This window comes from Mesomycoplasma ovipneumoniae (genome assembly GCF_024758565.1).
GTDB lineage: Bacteria > Bacillota_I > Bacilli_A > Mycoplasmatales > Metamycoplasmataceae > Mesomycoplasma > Mesomycoplasma ovipneumoniae_B.
This window is the reverse complement of sequence record NZ_CP079199.1, coordinates 289,231-307,815: the sequence shown is the minus strand read 5'-3', so window position 1 is coordinate 307,815 and position 18,585 is coordinate 289,231. Positions and strand designations below refer to the sequence as shown.

Annotated in this window: 23 protein-coding genes and 1 pseudogene; 20 read left to right on the top strand and 4 right to left on the bottom strand. The window is 29.2% G+C overall.

Annotation, left to right across the window (positions count from 1 at the left end; translation table 4 throughout):
* Positions 1-131: 131 nt before the first annotated feature.
* From KW512_RS01115 to KW512_RS01100, 4 genes are all read right to left on the bottom strand, one after another.
* On the bottom strand, positions 132-2,519 hold the full coding sequence (locus KW512_RS01115) for an ATP-binding cassette domain-containing protein (protein ID WP_258841661.1): 2,388 nt from the start codon (positions 2,517-2,519) through the stop codon (positions 132-134).
* Positions 2,506-4,398 (bottom strand): hypothetical protein, encoded by a 1,893-nt coding sequence (locus KW512_RS01110; protein ID WP_258841660.1) that lies wholly within the window; start codon positions 4,396-4,398, stop codon positions 2,506-2,508. Before KW512_RS01110 ends, KW512_RS01115 begins: the two co-directional genes overlap by 14 nt.
* Complete coding sequence (locus KW512_RS01105; RefSeq protein ID WP_258841659.1) at positions 4,399-5,076, bottom strand: hypothetical protein; 678 nt, start codon at positions 5,074-5,076, stop codon at positions 4,399-4,401.
* A 728-nt stretch (positions 5,077-5,804) separates the two neighbouring features.
* Positions 5,805-6,467: a hypothetical protein gene (locus KW512_RS01100; RefSeq protein ID WP_258841658.1), complete on the bottom strand. Its 663-nt coding sequence runs from the start codon at positions 6,465-6,467 to the stop codon at positions 5,805-5,807.
* Positions 6,468-7,106: 639 nt separating this feature from the next.
* Here KW512_RS01100 and KW512_RS01095 point away from each other — a divergent pair.
* From KW512_RS01095 to rplR, 20 genes and pseudogenes are all read left to right on the top strand, one after another.
* Positions 7,107-8,732, top strand: coding sequence for a hypothetical protein (locus KW512_RS01095; protein WP_258841657.1), 1,626 nt, complete (start codon positions 7,107-7,109; stop codon positions 8,730-8,732).
* On the top strand, positions 8,716-9,999 hold the full coding sequence (locus KW512_RS01090; RefSeq protein WP_258841656.1) for an MFS transporter: 1,284 nt from the start codon (positions 8,716-8,718) through the stop codon (positions 9,997-9,999). The genes KW512_RS01095 and KW512_RS01090 overlap by 17 nt, the downstream gene beginning before the upstream one ends.
* Positions 10,000-10,307: 308 nt before the next feature.
* Positions 10,308-10,628 (top strand): 30S ribosomal protein S10, encoded by a 321-nt coding sequence (gene rpsJ, locus KW512_RS01085; protein ID WP_029513109.1) that lies wholly within the window; start codon positions 10,308-10,310, stop codon positions 10,626-10,628.
* Between the two features lies 1 nt (position 10,629).
* On the top strand, positions 10,630-11,325 hold the full coding sequence (rplC, locus tag KW512_RS01080) for a 50S ribosomal protein L3 (protein WP_044285661.1): 696 nt from the start codon (positions 10,630-10,632) through the stop codon (positions 11,323-11,325).
* Entirely contained in the window at positions 11,318-11,977 is a 660-nt protein-coding gene (gene rplD / locus KW512_RS01075; RefSeq protein ID WP_258841655.1) for a 50S ribosomal protein L4, read from the top strand. The genes rplC and rplD overlap by 8 nt, the downstream gene beginning before the upstream one ends.
* Complete coding sequence (gene rplW, locus KW512_RS01070) at positions 11,964-12,458, top strand: 50S ribosomal protein L23 (protein WP_258841654.1); 495 nt, start codon at positions 11,964-11,966, stop codon at positions 12,456-12,458. The genes rplD and rplW overlap by 14 nt, the downstream gene beginning before the upstream one ends.
* Complete coding sequence (gene rplB / locus KW512_RS01065; protein WP_010321351.1) at positions 12,458-13,306, top strand: 50S ribosomal protein L2; 849 nt, start codon at positions 12,458-12,460, stop codon at positions 13,304-13,306. Before rplW ends, rplB begins: the two co-directional genes overlap by 1 nt.
* On the top strand, positions 13,306-13,581 hold the full coding sequence (gene rpsS, locus KW512_RS01060) for a 30S ribosomal protein S19 (protein WP_010321352.1): 276 nt from the start codon (positions 13,306-13,308) through the stop codon (positions 13,579-13,581). The genes rplB and rpsS overlap by 1 nt, the downstream gene beginning before the upstream one ends.
* 13 nt (positions 13,582-13,594) lie before the next feature.
* Positions 13,595-13,963 (top strand): annotated as a pseudogene (gene rplV / locus KW512_RS01055) (50S ribosomal protein L22); the annotation flags it as partial.
* Positions 13,964-14,058: 95 nt separating this feature from the next.
* The gene (gene rpsC, locus KW512_RS01050) at positions 14,059-14,742 is read left to right on the top strand and encodes a 30S ribosomal protein S3 (protein ID WP_069096611.1); all 684 of its coding nucleotides are present in this window, start codon (positions 14,059-14,061) and stop codon (positions 14,740-14,742) included.
* Between the two features lie 2 nt (positions 14,743-14,744).
* Positions 14,745-15,155: a 50S ribosomal protein L16 gene (gene rplP / locus KW512_RS01045; RefSeq protein ID WP_010321355.1), complete on the top strand. Its 411-nt coding sequence runs from the start codon at positions 14,745-14,747 to the stop codon at positions 15,153-15,155.
* A gap of 7 nt (positions 15,156-15,162) precedes the next feature.
* Positions 15,163-15,522: a 50S ribosomal protein L29 gene (rpmC, locus tag KW512_RS01040; RefSeq protein WP_258841653.1), complete on the top strand. Its 360-nt coding sequence runs from the start codon at positions 15,163-15,165 to the stop codon at positions 15,520-15,522.
* A complete protein-coding gene (rpsQ, locus tag KW512_RS01035; protein WP_069098362.1) occupies positions 15,512-15,796 on the top strand; it encodes a 30S ribosomal protein S17 in 285 nt (94 codons plus the stop codon). The genes rpmC and rpsQ overlap by 11 nt, the downstream gene beginning before the upstream one ends.
* Position 15,797: 1 nt before the next feature.
* Complete coding sequence (gene rplN, locus KW512_RS01030; RefSeq protein ID WP_010321358.1) at positions 15,798-16,166, top strand: 50S ribosomal protein L14; 369 nt, start codon at positions 15,798-15,800, stop codon at positions 16,164-16,166.
* Positions 16,167-16,169: 3 nt separating this feature from the next.
* Positions 16,170-16,493, top strand: coding sequence for a 50S ribosomal protein L24 (rplX, locus tag KW512_RS01025; RefSeq protein ID WP_044284054.1), 324 nt, complete (start codon positions 16,170-16,172; stop codon positions 16,491-16,493).
* Between the two features lies 1 nt (position 16,494).
* A complete protein-coding gene (rplE, locus tag KW512_RS01020; protein WP_010321360.1) occupies positions 16,495-17,040 on the top strand; it encodes a 50S ribosomal protein L5 in 546 nt (181 codons plus the stop codon).
* 45 nt (positions 17,041-17,085) lie between these two features.
* Entirely contained in the window at positions 17,086-17,271 is a 186-nt protein-coding gene (locus KW512_RS01015) for a type Z 30S ribosomal protein S14 (RefSeq protein ID WP_010321361.1), read from the top strand.
* Between the two features lie 4 nt (positions 17,272-17,275).
* Complete coding sequence (gene rpsH, locus KW512_RS01010; protein WP_069098717.1) at positions 17,276-17,671, top strand: 30S ribosomal protein S8; 396 nt, start codon at positions 17,276-17,278, stop codon at positions 17,669-17,671.
* Between the two features lie 5 nt (positions 17,672-17,676).
* Positions 17,677-18,216 carry a 50S ribosomal protein L6 gene (gene rplF / locus KW512_RS01005; RefSeq protein WP_258841652.1) on the top strand — a complete coding sequence of 180 codons (540 nt, stop codon included), beginning with the start codon at positions 17,677-17,679 and terminating at the stop codon, positions 18,214-18,216.
* 2 nt (positions 18,217-18,218) lie between these two features.
* Positions 18,219-18,584 (top strand): 50S ribosomal protein L18, encoded by a 366-nt coding sequence (gene rplR / locus KW512_RS01000; RefSeq protein ID WP_069096606.1) that lies wholly within the window; start codon positions 18,219-18,221, stop codon positions 18,582-18,584.
* Position 18,585 lies beyond the last annotated feature (1 nt).

The window sequence follows — 18,585 nt, the reverse complement described above, 5'->3', positions numbered from 1 at the left end:
TTAAGAGCTTAGTATGTATTCTTTGTATACTCGAACACTTTCGACTATTCGCATCACAAAAATTAATTTCTTATTTTTTTTATAAATTAGGTAAATTAGTAACTAATTTAGACATAATATAACCTAAAAAATTATAAACTATTTTTAAGAAGTTCAGTAACAGGTTTTTTGTAATAGCTTAATGATATGAAGAAATAGATAAGAAAAATAAGCAAGCTAATTGAGAATCAAATTACAATGAAATTGATAAAAATTTGTGTATAAGTTGGACTTATAAAATCAGCGGTTGTTATCAAATTATAGAAATATGGCATACTAGGTAAACTTATTATTAGCCCTGATATTAAAATTAAGAAAGAAATTGCAAAAATATTTAATATGTGTAGGAAAAAGATTTTTTTAGTTTTTTCGCCTAGTGATTTAAGAATTCCAATTGATTTTAATTTTGATTGTGTTAGATTTTTTGCATAAAGAACTGAAAAAACTACCAATAAAACTATAAGTATTACTTGAATAGCAAGTAGAGCTGCTTTTACTAAAAAGGTGGAGGTTAAAACAAAAATTTTTATTGATTCAAGATCATTTGAATATAAAAAATTTGGAAAATCCTTTTTAAATGAGTCTAAATTTTCACTGATATTTTCAGATTTTAAAAATATTCTTGCACCTCGTGGCCTTATTTCGTTTCTATATTCATCACCATCATTGTGCATTATGATTTGGTGCTTAAATTCACGTCTTTGTTCTTCGGGAGCACCAGCTTCAGATCTTTGTTCCTGCAAATGATGGTTTTCCTTTAGATCAAAAGTTCCAACTATTTTAAAAGGAATATCTTGTCCATTTTTGTTTGATAATTCAACTTTAGACCCTATTTTTAGTTTCTCGTATTTGTCAATTTTGAAATCATTGTTTTTGTTTAATTCAGTAACTCTATTGTTAAAATCATCTATAAGATTATTTATTTCATCAATAGTGTTAACTGAAACAACAATTTCATCTTTATTTTTAGGAAGCTCACCGCCACTAATTTTTAAATTTTCTACCTTTAAATCTTTTAAAAAATGTTTTTTTTCAACTTCTAATAGTTGAAAATTTCTTGTATTCAAAGGTCTAATTGTTATGTCGCTGAAAAGCGAATCGCCGACTGTGTTTTTAACAAAAAAAGCCTCATTAATTTTTTTTGCTAAATTATAATGTAAAAAAGAAGGTATTCCGCCAAAGGCATCAGTTGAATAATTTACTCCGACAATAGTAACTTCAAAAATGGTTGGAATTTCATCAACATTCGAATTACGTATAGCTTTAATTTTAATTTTTTCGCCAATAGGATCAGTAATTTTTAATTTTGTTACAACTGAATTTGAAATAATTATCTCACCTTCATTTTGTATAAAATTACCTTGAAGATTTTTGTCGTCAAATTTAAACCTATTTTTAAAAAAATCAGTTTGGTCGATTAATTCAATAGCATTTTGCTCAGAAATTAACTCTTTGCCGTTATTATTGTAAGTAAAAGCAAAGTTTTGAGTTGAATAAATGGGAATAATTTTATTAACGATGTCTTTTTTAGTATTGAATTTCTCGATTTCTCCGTCAAAAAATGGTGCTATTCTCTTTTTTTGAACCTCAAAAGAATCCAAATTGTATTGATGAATTCGTTGCGAGTCAACAGCATTGGCTTGCGTATCAAGTGTAGCAAATAAATTTAGACTTAAAATGCTAATTAGAAATGTGATAATTAGTAATACTGTAATAATTATTTTATTTTTAAAATCTAGCTTCAAAAATAAAATAATTGATTTTAATTTGTCACTTATTTTTAAAGGTTTTTTTTCAAATTTAAAATCATAATCAGTTTTATTTAAGGTTTCGACTTTATTTATTTCTTCGATTTTATCAATTTCTAATATAGACTCATTTTTTAGGTAAATTATTCTGTCGCCGTATTTTTTAGCAAGATCTAAATTGTGACTAACTATCAAAATAGTCTTATTTTTCTTTAATATTTGTATTTTTTCAAAAAGAATTTCAGCATTTTCCACATCAAGATTTCCAGTAGGTTCATCTAACAAAATAAAGTCAGATTCACGCGCTAATGATCGCAAAATTGCGATTCGTTGTTTTTGACCACCTGATAAATCACTCACTTTATTTGCTAAATTTTCTTTTGAAATATTAACAAAACTTGCATTTTCTTCAATATTCTTTTCATCAATATTAAAATTTATTGCATTTGCGCCAATTTTAATATTTTCCATACCAGTAGCAGATTCAATTAGGTTAAAATCTTGAAAAACAACGTCAATTAAAGGGTTTTTAACAATTTTGTTATCTTTATAAAAAAGAATTTCACCTTTATCTTTTTGACTAAAATTAGCGATTAGGTTAATAAGAGTAGTTTTCCCAATCCCAGAAGGTCCAACGACAAAAACCAACTCATTAGACGGGATATCAAGGCTAAAATTTTTAAAAATAGCTCTTCGATTAAAATTTTTAGTCAAATTTTTAATTTTTATCATTTTTAAGTAGCCAATCTATTTGATAAGTCAGATAAATAGTTTTAATATTCAAAAAGTGTGTTTTACCTATTTTTCTATCAATTTTATCTAAAATATCTTTTTTTAATAATGAAATAAATTTTTCTAATTTAGTAGAGTCTATTTGGTGTTCTAATTTTGATTTAATTGAGCTTTGAAATTCGATATACCAAAAAAGATGTTCTAAAAATTCAGCGTTATTTATATTTTTTTCATCAAGATTTTGGTTTATAAATTCAACAATTTCCTTGTTGTCTACTAATTCATTTTTAAAAATAAACTTAATAAATAAGTTAATAAATTTTAAAAAAAATGGAGCATTTTTTTCTAGTTTCACATTTATAATATTGTCAAAAATGTCCTTGGAAACATTAATTTTTGCCGGTTTGTCTGTATTATAAAAACTATTTAATAGTGCAATTGTTTTAAACAAATAAAAAAAATCAATTGGTTTTTTTACAAATTTACTATAATCAATAATTCTATTTAAAAAATCTTTTTGACTATTTAAAAAATCGGGATGAGTCTTAATTGAAAAAAATACATAATTATATAAGTCTGCAAAAAAATCAGGATTATTTTCCGGTTTTTCCGTTGTTTGTTTAAATAAGGTTTCTATTGTTTGATTTATTTTTTCCACTTGATCATCTTTTTTCTCACTCAAGTCTAAAATCTGTTTTACAAAAATAGTATTTGTGATGTCAGCATCTTTAGCAAACAAACCATTTTCAATAATATAATCTACAATTTCATCACTTTTTTTAAGTAATTCGGGTTCTATTATTTTGTTATTTCCAAAATAATAGTGAAGAAGCACGCCGCCATAAACCCCAGGATCACCGTCTATTTCAAAATTTATCAATCAGTTTTTAGTGTATTCATTTATTTTTGAGAAATACTCTGGAGAATATTCATAAAAATTCTTGCTAATGTAGTAAAAAATAGCCATTGATAAAGGTGAAGCGACAAAATTTCTTTTATTTTCTTCTGTATTCTGATTTTCAATGATTTGTCTATAATATTTATCCCATTTTTCAATTAAAATATTTATTGATTTTTGCTTTTCTTTTATAATATCAGAGAAATGATTCTTACCTAAAGTATTCACTATTGATAAAATTGATATATATTTTTTAATGAGTAGAAAACGTTTATCACGTAATGATTCAGGATTTTCACTCCCGTTTATCAATACTTCTTCGCTTTCAAAATTCATTTTCTTGAATTCATCCCTAATTCAATCTTTAATATCAAAATATTTTTGGAAATCATACCCATTTAATTTAAAATAGAGAATATTTCAAGCTAATGGTTGGAAGTCATCCTTGATGTCAATAAACTGTTTTTTATTTTTATCATAATATTTCGAAATAAAATTAATAATTTTAGAAAAATTGTTAGACGGATTAATAGCGAAATAAATGTTAATTAATTGATAAATATCAATTAAATCAAAACGTATCATCCCTATCAAATTAGGAATGACTTTTAAGGTTGATTTTGCTTTATCGCTCTGATTAATGTTATTTGAAATTTTTAAAATTGCTAAAATTTCGTTTGCATATACGTAATTATAGTCTCCCTGAAAATTATTTTTTAGAGCATAACTACTGTTTTGCACATCTTTTTTTAATTCATTTTCTAAAATAAAGCTATTTATTTTTTCTAGATCAAAACTAGAGAAAACAGATGCAGATTTTGAATTGCTAGTTAATGTTTTAGGCTCAAATCTATTTATTTCAACTTCAATAGACTTATTAAAAACATAATAAATTAATGGAACACTTATAGCAATTGATCCCAAACTTGCGCCAATAATTGAGAAAATAACTCATTTTTTCCCAAAAATTTTAGGAATCATTTACTTTTCTTCTATACTTTCAGATAATTTAGAAACCTTATAAAAAGAAGAATTAGACAATATATTGACAACTTTTCCTTCATCATATTCAGCTCTTGCAGACGCTCAGCTACCGAATTTTGTTACTTTGTATTTTCAACCATTAAACTCATAATCAATTGACGCATATTTATGATTATGACTAGTGATTGACTCAACAAGATATCCATTTGAGTCAATTGAAACACCTGCATTCGCACCTGCTTTAGCTGAAAATTTACCATCATATTTTATCTCGCCGTCAACCTGAAAAGAAGGGTTTCCAATCCCCGAAATTCAGGATGTCACATCTAATTTTAAATTTTTTGGATTATCATAATAATATCTATTTTTTATTCTAAATTTTGATCTTGCTTTTCCAGTTCATGAAATTTTGTCTTGATAAAATCAACCACCATAATATGATAAATACTGGTAACCCGCTAATCCTATTCCGAAATAATAATCTCTGTCATTTCTTTCAGCAAGTTGCACTACTGCATTTTCGTTTGCTAAAAGCGCAATTCCTGGAAACAATAAAAAGGCCTTCGCATTTATTTTTTGACTAGCAACAATTGCTGGTGTTGTGACTGCGAGCGTTAAACTTGTTAACGCTGTTAAATTTAGTAAAATTTTTTTTATTTTTTTTGTAAAAGACATAAGATCTCCTCAGTAATTTTTTACTCATAATTATATAATGTTAAATTGAATTGAATTGAATTTTCACTCATAATTATACCATGCTAAATAAAATAACAAAGAACAAAAACAAAAAAATACAAAAATATAATTTTTGTTAAAAAAATGTAAACAAATATATTTTTATTCACAGCAATTTTGCAAACCATAAACTTTATAAACATAAAACAAAATTTAAATAACAAAAGTAAGTCATTAAAATTTTCGGCTGTTTCTTCATTTTTTCTTTTTTATATATAGCATTCAAAAGGGCAGAATTTTTTTGCTCTTTTTTCATATTTTAGACCTTTATGATAAATTTTATTAAAACAGATTTACCTTAAAACACAAAATATTGAATATTAGACGTAATTATAATCTGCCTAAAAATTATTTTTTAGAGTATAACTACTTTTTTGCACATCTTTTTAATTCTAAATTGGTAGAAAAATCTCAGACAATTAGTTTTTTTCTATAATTTTGATTGCACCACTTTTGTTAATTTTTTCTAGATCGGAATTAGAGAAAATAGATGCGGATTTTGAATCACTAGCTAATGTTTTAGGCTCAAATCTATTTATTTCAAATTCAATAGACTTATTAAAAACATAATAAATTAATGCAATACTTATAGCGATTGACCCTAAACTTGTACTAATAATTGAGAAAATAACTCATTTTTCCCCAAAAATTTTAGAAATTCTTTATTGTTATCCCAAACTTTCAGATAATTTAGAAACCTTATAAAAAGAAGAATTAGATAATAAATTCCTAGTTTTTCAACCAAAATCAATTCTTGCTGCCGCATAGCTGCCGAATTTTGTTACTTTGTATTTTCAACCGTGATAATCATAATTAATTGAAGCATATTTATTATTATGACTAGTTATTGTTTGAATAAGATAACCATTGGAATCAATTCAAGCATCTGTATTCATACTTGCCCTAGGTGAAAATTTACCATCATATCTTATCTCGTCACCAACTTGAAAAGAAGGGCTTCCAAGCCCCGAAATTCAAGATATCAGCTGTAATTTTAAATTTTTTGGACTATAATAATATTTATTTTTTAATCTAAATTTTGTTTTTACTTGTCCAGTTCATGAAATTTTGTCTTGATAAAATAAACCGCCATAATATGATAAATTTTGGTCACCTACCAATTCTATTCCGAAATAAAAGTCTTCTTCATTTATTTCAGCAAGTTGTATATTATTTTTTTTTGCCGAAGACGAAATTCCAGAAAAAGCTAAAGAAGCTTTCGCGTTTATTTTTTGACTAGCAACAATTGCTGGTGTTGCGACTGCAAGCGTTAAACTTGTTAATGCTGTTAAGTTTAGTAAAATTTTTTTTATTTTTTTTGCTAATAACATAAAATCCCCTTAATAAAATTTATTTATAAAGTACTTATAAGTTTGTTTATTAACAATTATATCACGCTAAATTGAATAACAAAGAACAAAAACAAGAAAAATACAAAAATATAATTTTTGTTAAAAAATGGTAAAAATAATATTTTTATTCATAGATATTTTTGCAAACTATAAATTCTATAAACATAAAACAAAATTTTAATATTCCCCTACTTTTTGTACTAATTTATGTTTTTATGTTAAAATTTTGGCAATTTCAATTACTAATTCAACAAAATTACAATTATATTTTAAGCATTAAGCTAGTTTTTCTTTTTTAAAAATCAACAGCAAAAGGCAAAAACATGAATTTTGGCGATCACAAAAAATTATTTGATTAAATAATATGCCCTCAATAATAGCGCCATTTTACCAAAAAAGTATAAATAAAATCGTAATGAATCGTTAAATTCATTATAATATATAAAAAGGATCCTAAAAAATACGAGCAATATTCGAAATTATAAAAAATATGCTTTAAAAACTTCTGGTTTTAGTATTGACCTTGAAAGATTGCTGTTATTTATAATAAAGAAATCTGATATCCCCGAAGTTCAACTAATCGCCTAAACAAGTAAATTTGGAAATTTTAATATAAAAATGCAAGAAATTATTAGCCAAATAGCATCGTTAATTTGCAAATTCAATAAAGAAAATAATTTGAATTTGGAAATTTTTCTAAAAGGAAGTTATCTATTTTGAAAGGAAAATGTTATAAGTCGAAAGCCCAATGATTTAGATTTGGGCTTTGTAAATTGTTCCTTTAGCCAACGTCAAAAATTTATTAATTTTATTTTGCAAGAAAAAAATGTTGAATTGATAAAAAAAGACGACAATTTACAAATAATTAGAATTAACGGCTTTATTATTGAATTTATAGTATTAGAAACAATAAACAAGCAATTTTTAAAAGAATCTCAATACAAAAATCTTTATGAATTAAACATCAAGTATGCTTTTTTTCAAAAAATTATGATGATGGGTTATGTTCTAAGCCCAGTTTTTCCACATGATTCAAATAAAAAAATGCTAAGTATAATTGATGATTTGAACATTTCCTGAAATATACTAAGTAAAAATCCAGACAATATTAATTATCAAAGCGAAAAAAATTTCTTTCAAAATAGTCTATGAAACAGTTTCTTTATTTATTGGTTTTATAATTATGACAAAATGCTTGATAAATATTTTGATTTTTCAAAATTAAAAAGCTATGATAATTATTTTAATCAATCGTTAAAAAATTATATCTATAATTTTTTAACTTTTATCAAGGAACATTTTAAAGGCAATTTGGATTTTTTTGACAAAATACTAAAAAGCAAGCTAATTTATACAAATATGATGGTAAATTTTTTGAATTTTCCATCAATCCCAGGTTTTGAAAAAAAGTATATTGAAAAACTATTTGGCGATAAAATTCATAAAAAAACAAACGGCGCTTATTTATCAAAAAATAATAAAAATAACAATGTTTTATTCATAAATCACAGCGATGAAGTAGGTTGTATTGCAATAGCTGGCGAGGTTTTTAATCAAGGAACAACTTATTTTGACTCAGGTGTTTTTGAAATATTTGACCAGAATTCAGAAAAAATTAATGAAATTTCTTGTGTCAAAGTTGACAATTTAGTTTTTTCTGAAGAAAAAAGTACAAAAATAAATCGGTCTAATTTAAAGTGCCTTGGAATCCCTGAAAATGGAATTTACCAAGTTTTGCCCAAAAGTGATGTAAAAATTTCCGGTTTTAGTATCTTTTCGCGAAATCAAGATAATAAAATTTCTAACATATTAGCTAGAATTCTTTTGGATATTGATAAAAATTTCGATATTCTTCTGACGACAAAAGAGGAAATTCAACTACAAGGAACAAAAGATTTTTTTGTTACTAATCAAATTAAAAAATACAAATTTTTGGTTAATATTGATGTCTGTGAGGACCAAAATTGAGATAATGAAGGTATAAAAATAAGAGTAGCTGATACTTTTATGGCACATAATATTGTTTTTTACAACAAAATTGTCGAAATTTTTCAAAAAAATAGCATTCCTTTTAAAGCTTATTTTGGCTCAGGTTGAACTGATATCACTAATTTTCAAAATCAAAACGCCATAACTTTATCAATTCCGGTGTCAAAAATACATTCTAATTCCTCAATGTCACTAATAAAAAATTTTTTCTTTTTGCTTTGAATTTGCAAGGAAATAAATGACAATATTTTTTAAAAATTCAATCAAATTTACTAGTTCACTTAGCACTTCGCTTATAGGTTCGGAAGCTTTTAAGTTTAGTTCGTCTTTATACATATTTAAAATTACAGGTGATTTTTGGCTAGTTACAATTTTATATTTGTTAATTCAAATACCTAATTTGGTAGTTTATTTATTTAGTAGCAAAATTGTCCAAAAATGAAAAAACGACAAAATTATTCTATTAATTTCAGATATTTTGAGTGTTTTTTGTTTAGCTTTTTTGCTAATTATTTTTTTTAGTCTGGCTAATAGTCAAATTTTTACCTTTTCAATAATATTAATTTTAGTCAATACATTGCTTGGTTTTATCCATGCTTTTCGATTTATTTATTTGAAAAATATTGTTTATTATCTAGCGCAAAATGAAAAACAGATGCAAAATATTAATGTTTTTTCCTCTTTTGCAACAGCAATGGGGTTTTTAGTTTCGGCAGTATTTGCCTTAGTTATCTATTCTAAACTTGATTTTTATTGAATGGTTTTATTTAATATGATCACCTATTCAATTTCAGGTATGCTTTATTTTTGGCTGAAATTAAATGCAAAAAAATTTGATTTTGCCCTTAGTCAGCAAGAAAATTTCAAAGAAAATGACAAAAAAATTTCGACTTATAAATGAGTTTTTGTCCTTGCCGGTCACTTTATTGTTGCAATTTTCTTTTTGCCAAGAACAACTTTATTTCCGCCGATTTTTGAATATATTAATTCTCAAAGTCAAGTTGAGCTTTTTAATTACCAACAGTTAGCAACATGGCTCAATATTGGTTTTTCGTTTGCTTCAGTTTTAGGAACAATTGTCAGTTTTTTAATACTAAATAAAACAAGGAAAAAAATTAGCATTATTTGACTTTTGGTTGGCCTGCTAATATTAGGTTGAATTTGACCTTTTGTTGCTTTTATCAAAAATTTAAATGTCCAATTTTATTCATATATGATAATTACTAGTTTGAATCAGTTCATATTTTCGTTGTTTTTTCCAGCTTTTTCCAGTTTGTCATATTTATTTTTTAGTAAAGAAAAATTCCATGTCCAAAACGGAATTTCACTGGTCACTAGAGCAATTTTTTACACGTTAGTCACAATTGCTACGACCGCAACTTCTATTTATCTTTCATTTTACTTTTCATTTTTAATATTTATGGTTCTGATTTCAGTTTTAAGCTTGATAGTCATTTTTAGCTATTGGAAAATTAAAAAATTAACTATTAAAAAAGTTAAAATTAAGACTACAAAAAGCTAGCCAACCTATAAATTATTATATTAATTTAGAAAAAATCATTTTTTGTCTTTTGTTTTAGCGGATTTGCATGTATAATAAATAAGCATTTATTCGAAGAAAAGTTTTCTTATTTTTTGCTTTGCTAAAATTTGTCTAAAAATATTTACAAAGATAAGAAAATTTTTTGTTTTTTTGTTATAATTAATCTTTACATTGTAAGGACTATGAAACATAAGGTTGCAATACACGAGAAGGAGTTGTTTTTGTGTATTGGTTTTTATGTCGAGTCCGTTCAAAAATATGAACAGGAGCAACTCACTTATTTTTTTATGAGCACAACATCAATAAAAATTAAGTTCAAATCGTTTGATCACCGTCAAATTGATGCTGCTGCTAAAAAGGTCATTCTTTTAGCGCGTGAACTTAATGTCGAGACATGTGGCCCGGTACCGCTGCCAACTTCAAGAGCGATTTATACAATTTTGAGATCTGTCCACGTTAATAAAAAATCTCGTGAACAATTTGAAAGTCGCACTCACAAACGGCTAGTAATTTTAAAAGTTTCACCAAACAATCAAAAAGCAGTTACAGAAAAAATTTCACGAACACAATTGCCAGCTGGCGTTTGATTAGAAATCGAGGTAAATTAAAATGAAGGGAATTTTAGGTAGAAAAATTGGAATGACTCAACTTTTTACAGTTGATGGTATTTCGATTCCTGTTAGCGTCATTGAAGTTCCTGAAAACATAGTTACAAAAATTCTTACTAAAGAAAAAGATAACTATGAAGCAATTCAGCTCGGTGTTTTTGATAAAAAGCAATCAGCTCACAAAAAACCTGAACTAGGTCATTTTGCAAAAGCTGATACTAAACCGAAAAAATTTGTTCGTGAATTCCGTGATTTTCCAGGTTTAAAATTAGGTCAAACCATTAATGTTTCAATATTTAGCGCAGGTGAATTTGTTGATGTAATTGGAACTTCCAAAGGAAAAGGTTTTGCTGGTCCAATTAAACGTCACAATCAAGCAATTGGGCCTAGATCTCACGGTGGTGGTGGTGGTTCAAAACCAATTCGTCAGACTGGTTCACTTGGAGATATTTCCGGAAACAAAGTTGTTAAAGGAATGACAATGCCAGGACGTCTAGGACATTCTCGGGTAACCAAGCAGTCACTTGAAATTGTCAAAGTTGATCAGGAAAATAATTTATTAATAGTAAAAGGTTCAATTCCTGGTCCGAAAAAATCATTTGTTATGATAAGAACCGCAATTAAAAAATCAACTTCTAAAACTCCCATTAATCTTTTTGAAGTTAGTCCCAAAGATCAGGAGTTAAAACATGAATAAAAACACACCAATTTCAATTCAGAGCGCAAAATACGAAAATATTGTTAAATTTAACCCTGATAAAGCTCTTCCAGAAGTTTTATTTGAGCAAAAAGAATTAAAAACTCAAGCTATTTTTGACTCAATTTTGGCCGAAAGAGCCTCACGTCGTTTTTCAACTCACAAAGTTAAAAACCGTGGTGAAGTTTCAGGGACAGGGAAAAAACCTTGAAAACAAAAATCAACCGGGAAAGCCCGTGCTGGATCAAGAAGATCACCAATTTTTGTTGGCGGGGGTCGCGCTTTTGGACCGACAACTTTAAGAAATTACACTCTAAAAGTAAACAAAAAAGTAAAAAAACTAGCTTTTGTTGGCGCCCTTTCTCAGCTAGCACAAAATCACCAAGTTTTAGTAAATGATTTTTCAATGGACAAAATTTCAACTAAACTTCTGGTAGAACAGTTAAAAACCTTTAAAATTGATAAACTTCGTCACATTTTAATCGCCTCAACTGATACAAATTTATTTTTATCAGCAAGAAATTTACCAAATGTCGAGTTAGTAAAACCTAATTCAATAACAGTTGAATCACTAGTAAAAACTGATTTGCTAATCATTTCCGAAAATGATATTGCAAGTCTTAAAAAAAGGATTGAAGATGAACGTAAATAATATTATTAAAGGTCCAATTTTAACTGAAAAATCCTACCAGTTAATGTCTCAAGGAGTTTATTCTTTTAAAGTAAGTCCGACAACAAATCGTTCTGAGACAAAAAAAGCTGTTGAATACATTTTTAATGTAAAAGTTGAAAAAGTTAATATTTTCACTGTTCCAAAAAAAGAAAAAAAACTAGGAAAATCACGTGGTTTTAGCACTAAATACAAAAAAGCATTTGTAAAATTAAAACCAGGATACACAATTAATCTTTTTGAGGACGAAGCTCCAGCACAAGAAAGTCTTGACCAAACCAACAAAGCCCAACAAGAATTCAGCCAACAAATTGAAGAAAAAAGAGCCCAATTTGAGCAAAAAAATCAGGAAATAGCCCAAAAACTTGCAAAAAAACAGGCCGCCGAAAGTCAAAAAACTGAAGAAAATCAGCCTGAAAATGACCCAAAAAACCAAACTAATGAACAAGGAGAGACAAACTAATGGCGCTTAAATATTATAAACCAACAACAAACGGCCGTCGTCATATGTCTTCACTTGATTTTGGCGCAAATTTAACAACAAACAGACCAGAAAAGTCTTTGCTTGTAACTTTAAAAAAACATTCAGGTCGTAATTCTCAAGGTAAAATTACCGTTAGACATCAAGGCGGTCGGCACAAAAGAAAATACCGTCTAATTGATTTTAAAAGAAATAAAGACAATATTCCGGCAATTGTAAAAACAATTGAATATGACCCAAATCGTTCAGCAAATATCGCCCTTGTTTCTTATATTGACGGCGAAAAACGTTATATTTTAGCACCTAAAAATCTAAAAGTAGGTCAAAAAATTTCCTCCGGTCCTGAGGCTGATATTCTTGTTGGAAACTGTTTGCCGCTTAAAAATATTCCTGAAGGTACTTTTGTTCACAATCTCGAACTCCATCCAGGAGCAGGGGGTCAACTAATTCGTTCAGCGGGAACTTGAGCCCAAATTCAAGGTCGTGATGAAAACGGAAAGTATGTTATTCTTAAATTAAAATCAGGAGAATACCGTCGAATTTTATCTACTTGCCGGGCAACTGTTGGTGTAGTTGGAAATGAAGAAAATTCACTTGTTAACATCGGTAAAGCAGGAAGAAATCGTCACAAAGGAATTAGACCAACCGTTCGTGGATCAGTAATGAATCCAAATGATCACCCACATGGAGGTGGAGAAGGTAAACAACCAATTGGACGTAAAAGCCCACTTACTCCTTGAGGTAAAAAAGCACTTGGAGTTAAGACAAGAAATCCTAAAAAAGCTTCAACTAAATTGATAATCCGTTCAAGAAAGGAATCTAAAAAATAATGGCTCGTTCACTTAAAAAAGGTCCATTTGCTGATGAGCATCTTCTTAAAAAAGTTGATGATGCAATTATGAAAAATTCACGCAAACCAATTAAGACTTGATCACGCCGGTCAACTATTTTTCCCCAATTTGTTGGTCTAACTTTTTTGGTCCACAATGGCAAAATTTTTAACGAAGTTTATGTAACTGATGATATGGTAGGCCACAAATTAGGCGAGTTTTCACCAACAAGAACTTATTATGGGCATGGAAAAGACAAGGCTAAAAAGAAATAAAAGGACAATATAAATGAATTTCGAAAACAATAATTATGCAGTTGCTTCTTTAAAAACCCAAAGAATTTCTGCCTCAAAAGCACGCCTTGTTGCTAATTTAGTTAAAAATAAACCTGTCTTTGAAGCCCTTTCAATTTTGGCCCATACTAATAAAAAAGCATCACCAATTTTTCGAAAACTAATCAATTCTGCCATTGCCAATGCAATTAATAATCATGGTCTTGAACAAGCAAATTTAGTTGTAAAATCAGCGATTGTTAATGAAGGTCCAACTCTAAAACGTTTTCGTCCACGGGCAAAAGGATCAGCAAGTCAAATTCTTAAAAGAACTTCTCATTTCAAAGTTGTTCTTGCAGCTCTAGACAACAGTGAAGATTCAAGCACTTTTGAGACTTTTGACTCTGAAAGTACAACTTCTGCTGAAGTTTTACCAGAAACTAACAATCAAGACTTAAATCCAAAACAAGGAGAAAAATAATGGGACAAAAGGTAAATCCAAATGGTTTCCGTTTTGGAATAACAAGAGCTCATAATGCAATTTGGTATGCAGAGAAAAATAAATTTGCCGCTAATTTGTTAGAAGATGTTAAAATTCACCGTTTTTTTGAAAAATTAACCCGTGAATACCAAATTGGAAACACAATAATTCGTCGTGATCGCAATAATGCAATTACTGTTTTAGTCTATACAGCAAGACTTGGTTCATTTCTTGGATCTTCAGGCGAAAATCTGAAAAAAATTGTTGAACAACTTAAAAAAACTCTTAAAAACCGTAAAATTGTTTTACACATTGATGCAATTGAAATCACAAATCCTGAATTAAATGCAAAATTAATGGCTGAAACAATTGCGCAAAAACTTGAACAACGTGGCTCATACCGAATTGCCCAAAAATTTGCAATTCGAACCGCACTAAAAGCGGGCGCAAAAGGGGTAAAAACACTTGTCTCTGGTCGTCTTAATGGTGTTGAAATGGCTCGTTCTGAAGGATATGCCGAAGGTGAAATGAAATTGCACACTTTACGTCAAAATGTTGAATATGCAACCGCAATTGCAAAAACAACTTACGGAATTTTGGGCGTTAAAGTTTGAGTCTCACTTGGTGAGTCAAGACAAAAAATTGATATTGAATCTGTAATAAGAAGTGATAAAAGGAGATAAAAATGTTGCAACCAAAAAAAACTAAGCACCGTAAAACTTTCCGTCTTTATCACGATAAACGGGAAGCACACTCAGGAAATTTTTTAGCCTTTGGTGACTATGGACTTCAAGCCGTTGGCTCAGCTTGAATTTCTGCAGCCCAAATTGAAGCTGCCCGTATTGCAATTACAAGAAGAATGGGACGTGAAGGTCAAGTTATTATTCGAATTTTTCCACATTTGTCTTTAACTTCTAAGCCAATTGGTGTGCGGATGGGATCTGGAAAAGGTTCAGTTGATCGTTGAGTCGCTGTTGTTAAAAAAAATACAATGATGTTTGAAATTAAAGGTGTAAAAGACGATGTTGCTCGTGATGCACTTCGACTTGGTGGACATAAATTACCACTAAAATGAAAAATAGTAACTATATCTTAGGAAAACAATGGAATATAAAGAACTTTTAAAAAAAACACCAAGCGAACTTAATGCACTTCTTCTTGAATACCGTTCTGAATTATTTATTTTAAGATTTAAAAATCAAAGTTCAAATTTAGATCAAACTCACAAAATCAGTCAGATTCGTAAAATAATTGCCCGAATTTTAACAATTCTTTCTGAGCAAAAATTAGCCCAAAATCCAAAGCCAAAAAAACTCACCAAAAAGCAAAAAAAAGCCCAAAAAGTCGTATTTGCAAAATCGCCAAAATCAATAAAAGCCCATTTTAATGCCCATATCAAGCCGCTTTTAGCCCCAAAAATTCAAACAAAACCAGCAGAAATGAGTAGCCAAAATGAACAATAATTTAGAAAAAATTCCCCAAAAGCGTAATCTTCGTAAAACACTGCAAGGAAAAGTAATTCGCACTTCTGATAAGACAATAATGGTTTCTGTTGAGACAGCTTATAAACATAAACTTTATGGAAAACGGTTCAAAAAGACAAAAAAATTTGCAACTCATGACCAAGCAGGAACAGCAAATGTTGGTGATTTTGTTAAAATAGCAGAATGCCGTCCAATGTCAAAAACAAAACATTTCCGTCTAGTTGAAGTTTTACAAAAAAAAGGAGAAGTCTAAAATGGTTCAAGAACAATCTCGTTTAAATGTTGCTGACAATTCAGGTGCAAAAATTGTTGGTGTAATCAGAAATTTAGGTGGATCTGTTAAAAAAACTTCAAATATTGGTGACATTGTTGTAGTTTCTGTTAAAAAAGCAATTCCTAACGGAATGCTCAAAGAAGGACAAGTCGTTAAGGCACTAATTGTCCGTTCAACATACGGTCTTCGTCGTCCAAATGGTTCACATATAAAATTTGATGACAATGCAGTTGTAATTATCAAAGAGGATGGAACCCCAAGAGGAACACGTGTTTTTGGGCCAATTGCCAGAGAAATCCGTGAAAAAGGTTACCTAAAAATCGCTTCACTGGCGCAGGAGGTTCTCTAAAAAATGCAAAAAATTCGTAAAAATGATTCAGTTGTAGTTTTATCTGGCGATGACAAAGGTAAAGTCTCATCTGTCCTTGAAATAATTCCTGCAAAAAATGCGGCAATTGTTAAAGATGTTAACATTAAAACAAAACACCGTAAACCTTCAAATCAAAATACAAAAGGTGAAATTGTCACTTATGAGGCGCCAATTTTACTTTCAAAACTAGCGCTTGTTGCCAAAAAAGCTGGAAAAGATAAGCCGGCTGTTCCAACTCGTGTTGGCTTTAAAGTAGAAAATGGTAAAAAAACCCGAATTGCAAAAAAAACAGGAAAGGCTATTTAGTATGACAAAGCTTCAAGAGCACTATCGTGATAATGTTTTTGGCCAACTAAAAGACCATTTTAATTTCAAATCTCCTTCTGAAGTTCCCAAAATTGTAAAAGTTGTCGTTAATATGACTGCCGGAAATCAAGTAACAAATGCAAAAGCAATCGAAGCTGTTCTTGATGATCTTGCAAACATTACCGGTCAAAAACCGTATAAAACAGTGGCAAAAAAATCACTTGCAACTTGAAAACTTCGTCAAGGAATGCCAGTTGGTGGAAAAGTTACTCTCCGTCGTGAACAAATGTGAAATTTTCTTTCAAAAGTTCTCAATATTGCAATTCCTCGTATTCGTGATTTTCGTGGTCTTTCCCCTAAATCTTTTGATGGCAAAGGAAATTTTGCCCTTGGTTTTAAAGAATCAATCGTTTTTCCTGAGATAACTTTTGATAAAATCACAAAAATTCGCGGACTTGATGTAATAATAGTAACAAGTGCAAAAAATAATGAGCAAGCCTTAAAACTTCTTGAATTATTAGGCTTTCCTTTTGCGAAAAAAAGTTAATTTTTCGCAAAAAATTAAAAATTTTTTAGGTTAAAGGATAAATCTATGGCAAAAATGTCGTGAAAAGTCAAAGCAAATCGGGCTCCTAAATTCAAAGTTCGTGCCTATACTCGTTGTCAGTTGTGTGGCCGTTCTCATTCAGTTTTAAGAAAATTCCGTATTTGCCGTATTTGTTTTCGTACTTTGGCTCACCAAGGACGAATTCCTGGAATTAAGAAAGCGAGTTGGTAAAATTATGGCTTTTATAACAGATCCAATTGCTGATATGCTAACCCGAATTCGGAATGCAACAATCAGAAAACACAAACAAGTATCATTTCAACATTCAAAAATTAAAGCAAAAATGTTAGAAATTATTAAAGAAGCTGGATATATTAAAGATTTCCAAATTGAAGGCGAGCTTAAAAAAACAATAACTGTTGAGCTCAAATACAAAGGAACTACTTCATCAATTTCTGGACTTAAAAGAATTTCTAAACCTTCGCTTCGCGTTTATGCTCCTGCCCAAAAAATTCCTTTTGTCCAATCTGGCTACGGAATTGCAATTTTATCAACTTCAAAAGGGCTCTTAACTGATTCACAAGCAAGAAAGGAAAATGTCGGCGGTGAAATTATCGCCTACATTTGGTAAAAAATATGTCACGTGTCGGTAATCGTGTTTTAATTATTCCTGAAAAAGTTAGTGTTGAAATTAATGGCTCAAATGTTAAAATTCAAGGTCCCTTAGGTATTTTAGAGCGTCAATTTTCTGATTTAATTACAATTATTGAAGAAAACAGTACACTAAAGACAATCAGAAAATCTGAAGATAAACATGTAAAACAACTTCATGGAACAACAAATTCTCACCTTAGTGGAATGTTAATTGGTGTTTCAAAAGGTTTTCAAAAAGAACTCAAAATTAAAGGGGTTGGGTATAAGGCAACTTTAAAAGAAAAAGTTATTGAACTTTTAGTTGGTTATTCTCATCCAGTTGAACTCAAAGTGCCAACCGAACTTGATGTTTTAGTACCAAATGCAACAACTATTGTAATTAAAGGTATTGACAAACAAAAAGTTGGCCAATTTAGCGCCCAAATTCGTCAAGTTCGTCGGCCAAATCCTTATTCAGGCAAAGGAATTTCTTATAGTAACGAAATTCTCAAACTCAAAGAAGGGAAAAAAGCTTCTAAATAATTATGCAAAAATCACGTAATTTTCACCGAAAAGCAAAACATGTCCGTATTTTAGCAAAACTAAGTCCTTCGCACCAAGACCAAAAAAAATACCGGATTGGCGTATATAAATCTTTACGTCATTTTTATGCTTATATTTTTGATCCTTGAAAAAATCAAGTTATCCTTTCGGTTTCAACACTTGACAAGACTGATAAATACAGCGGAAATATCCAAGCTGCAAGTAATTTAGCCCCTGAATTATACGCTAAATTAAAAGAGCTTAAATTGGAAGAAAATCCTTTTGTTTTTGACCGAAGCGGTTATTTATATCATGGTCGCATTAAAGCTTTTGCCGAATCATTAAGAGCCCAAGGAGTAAAATTCTAAA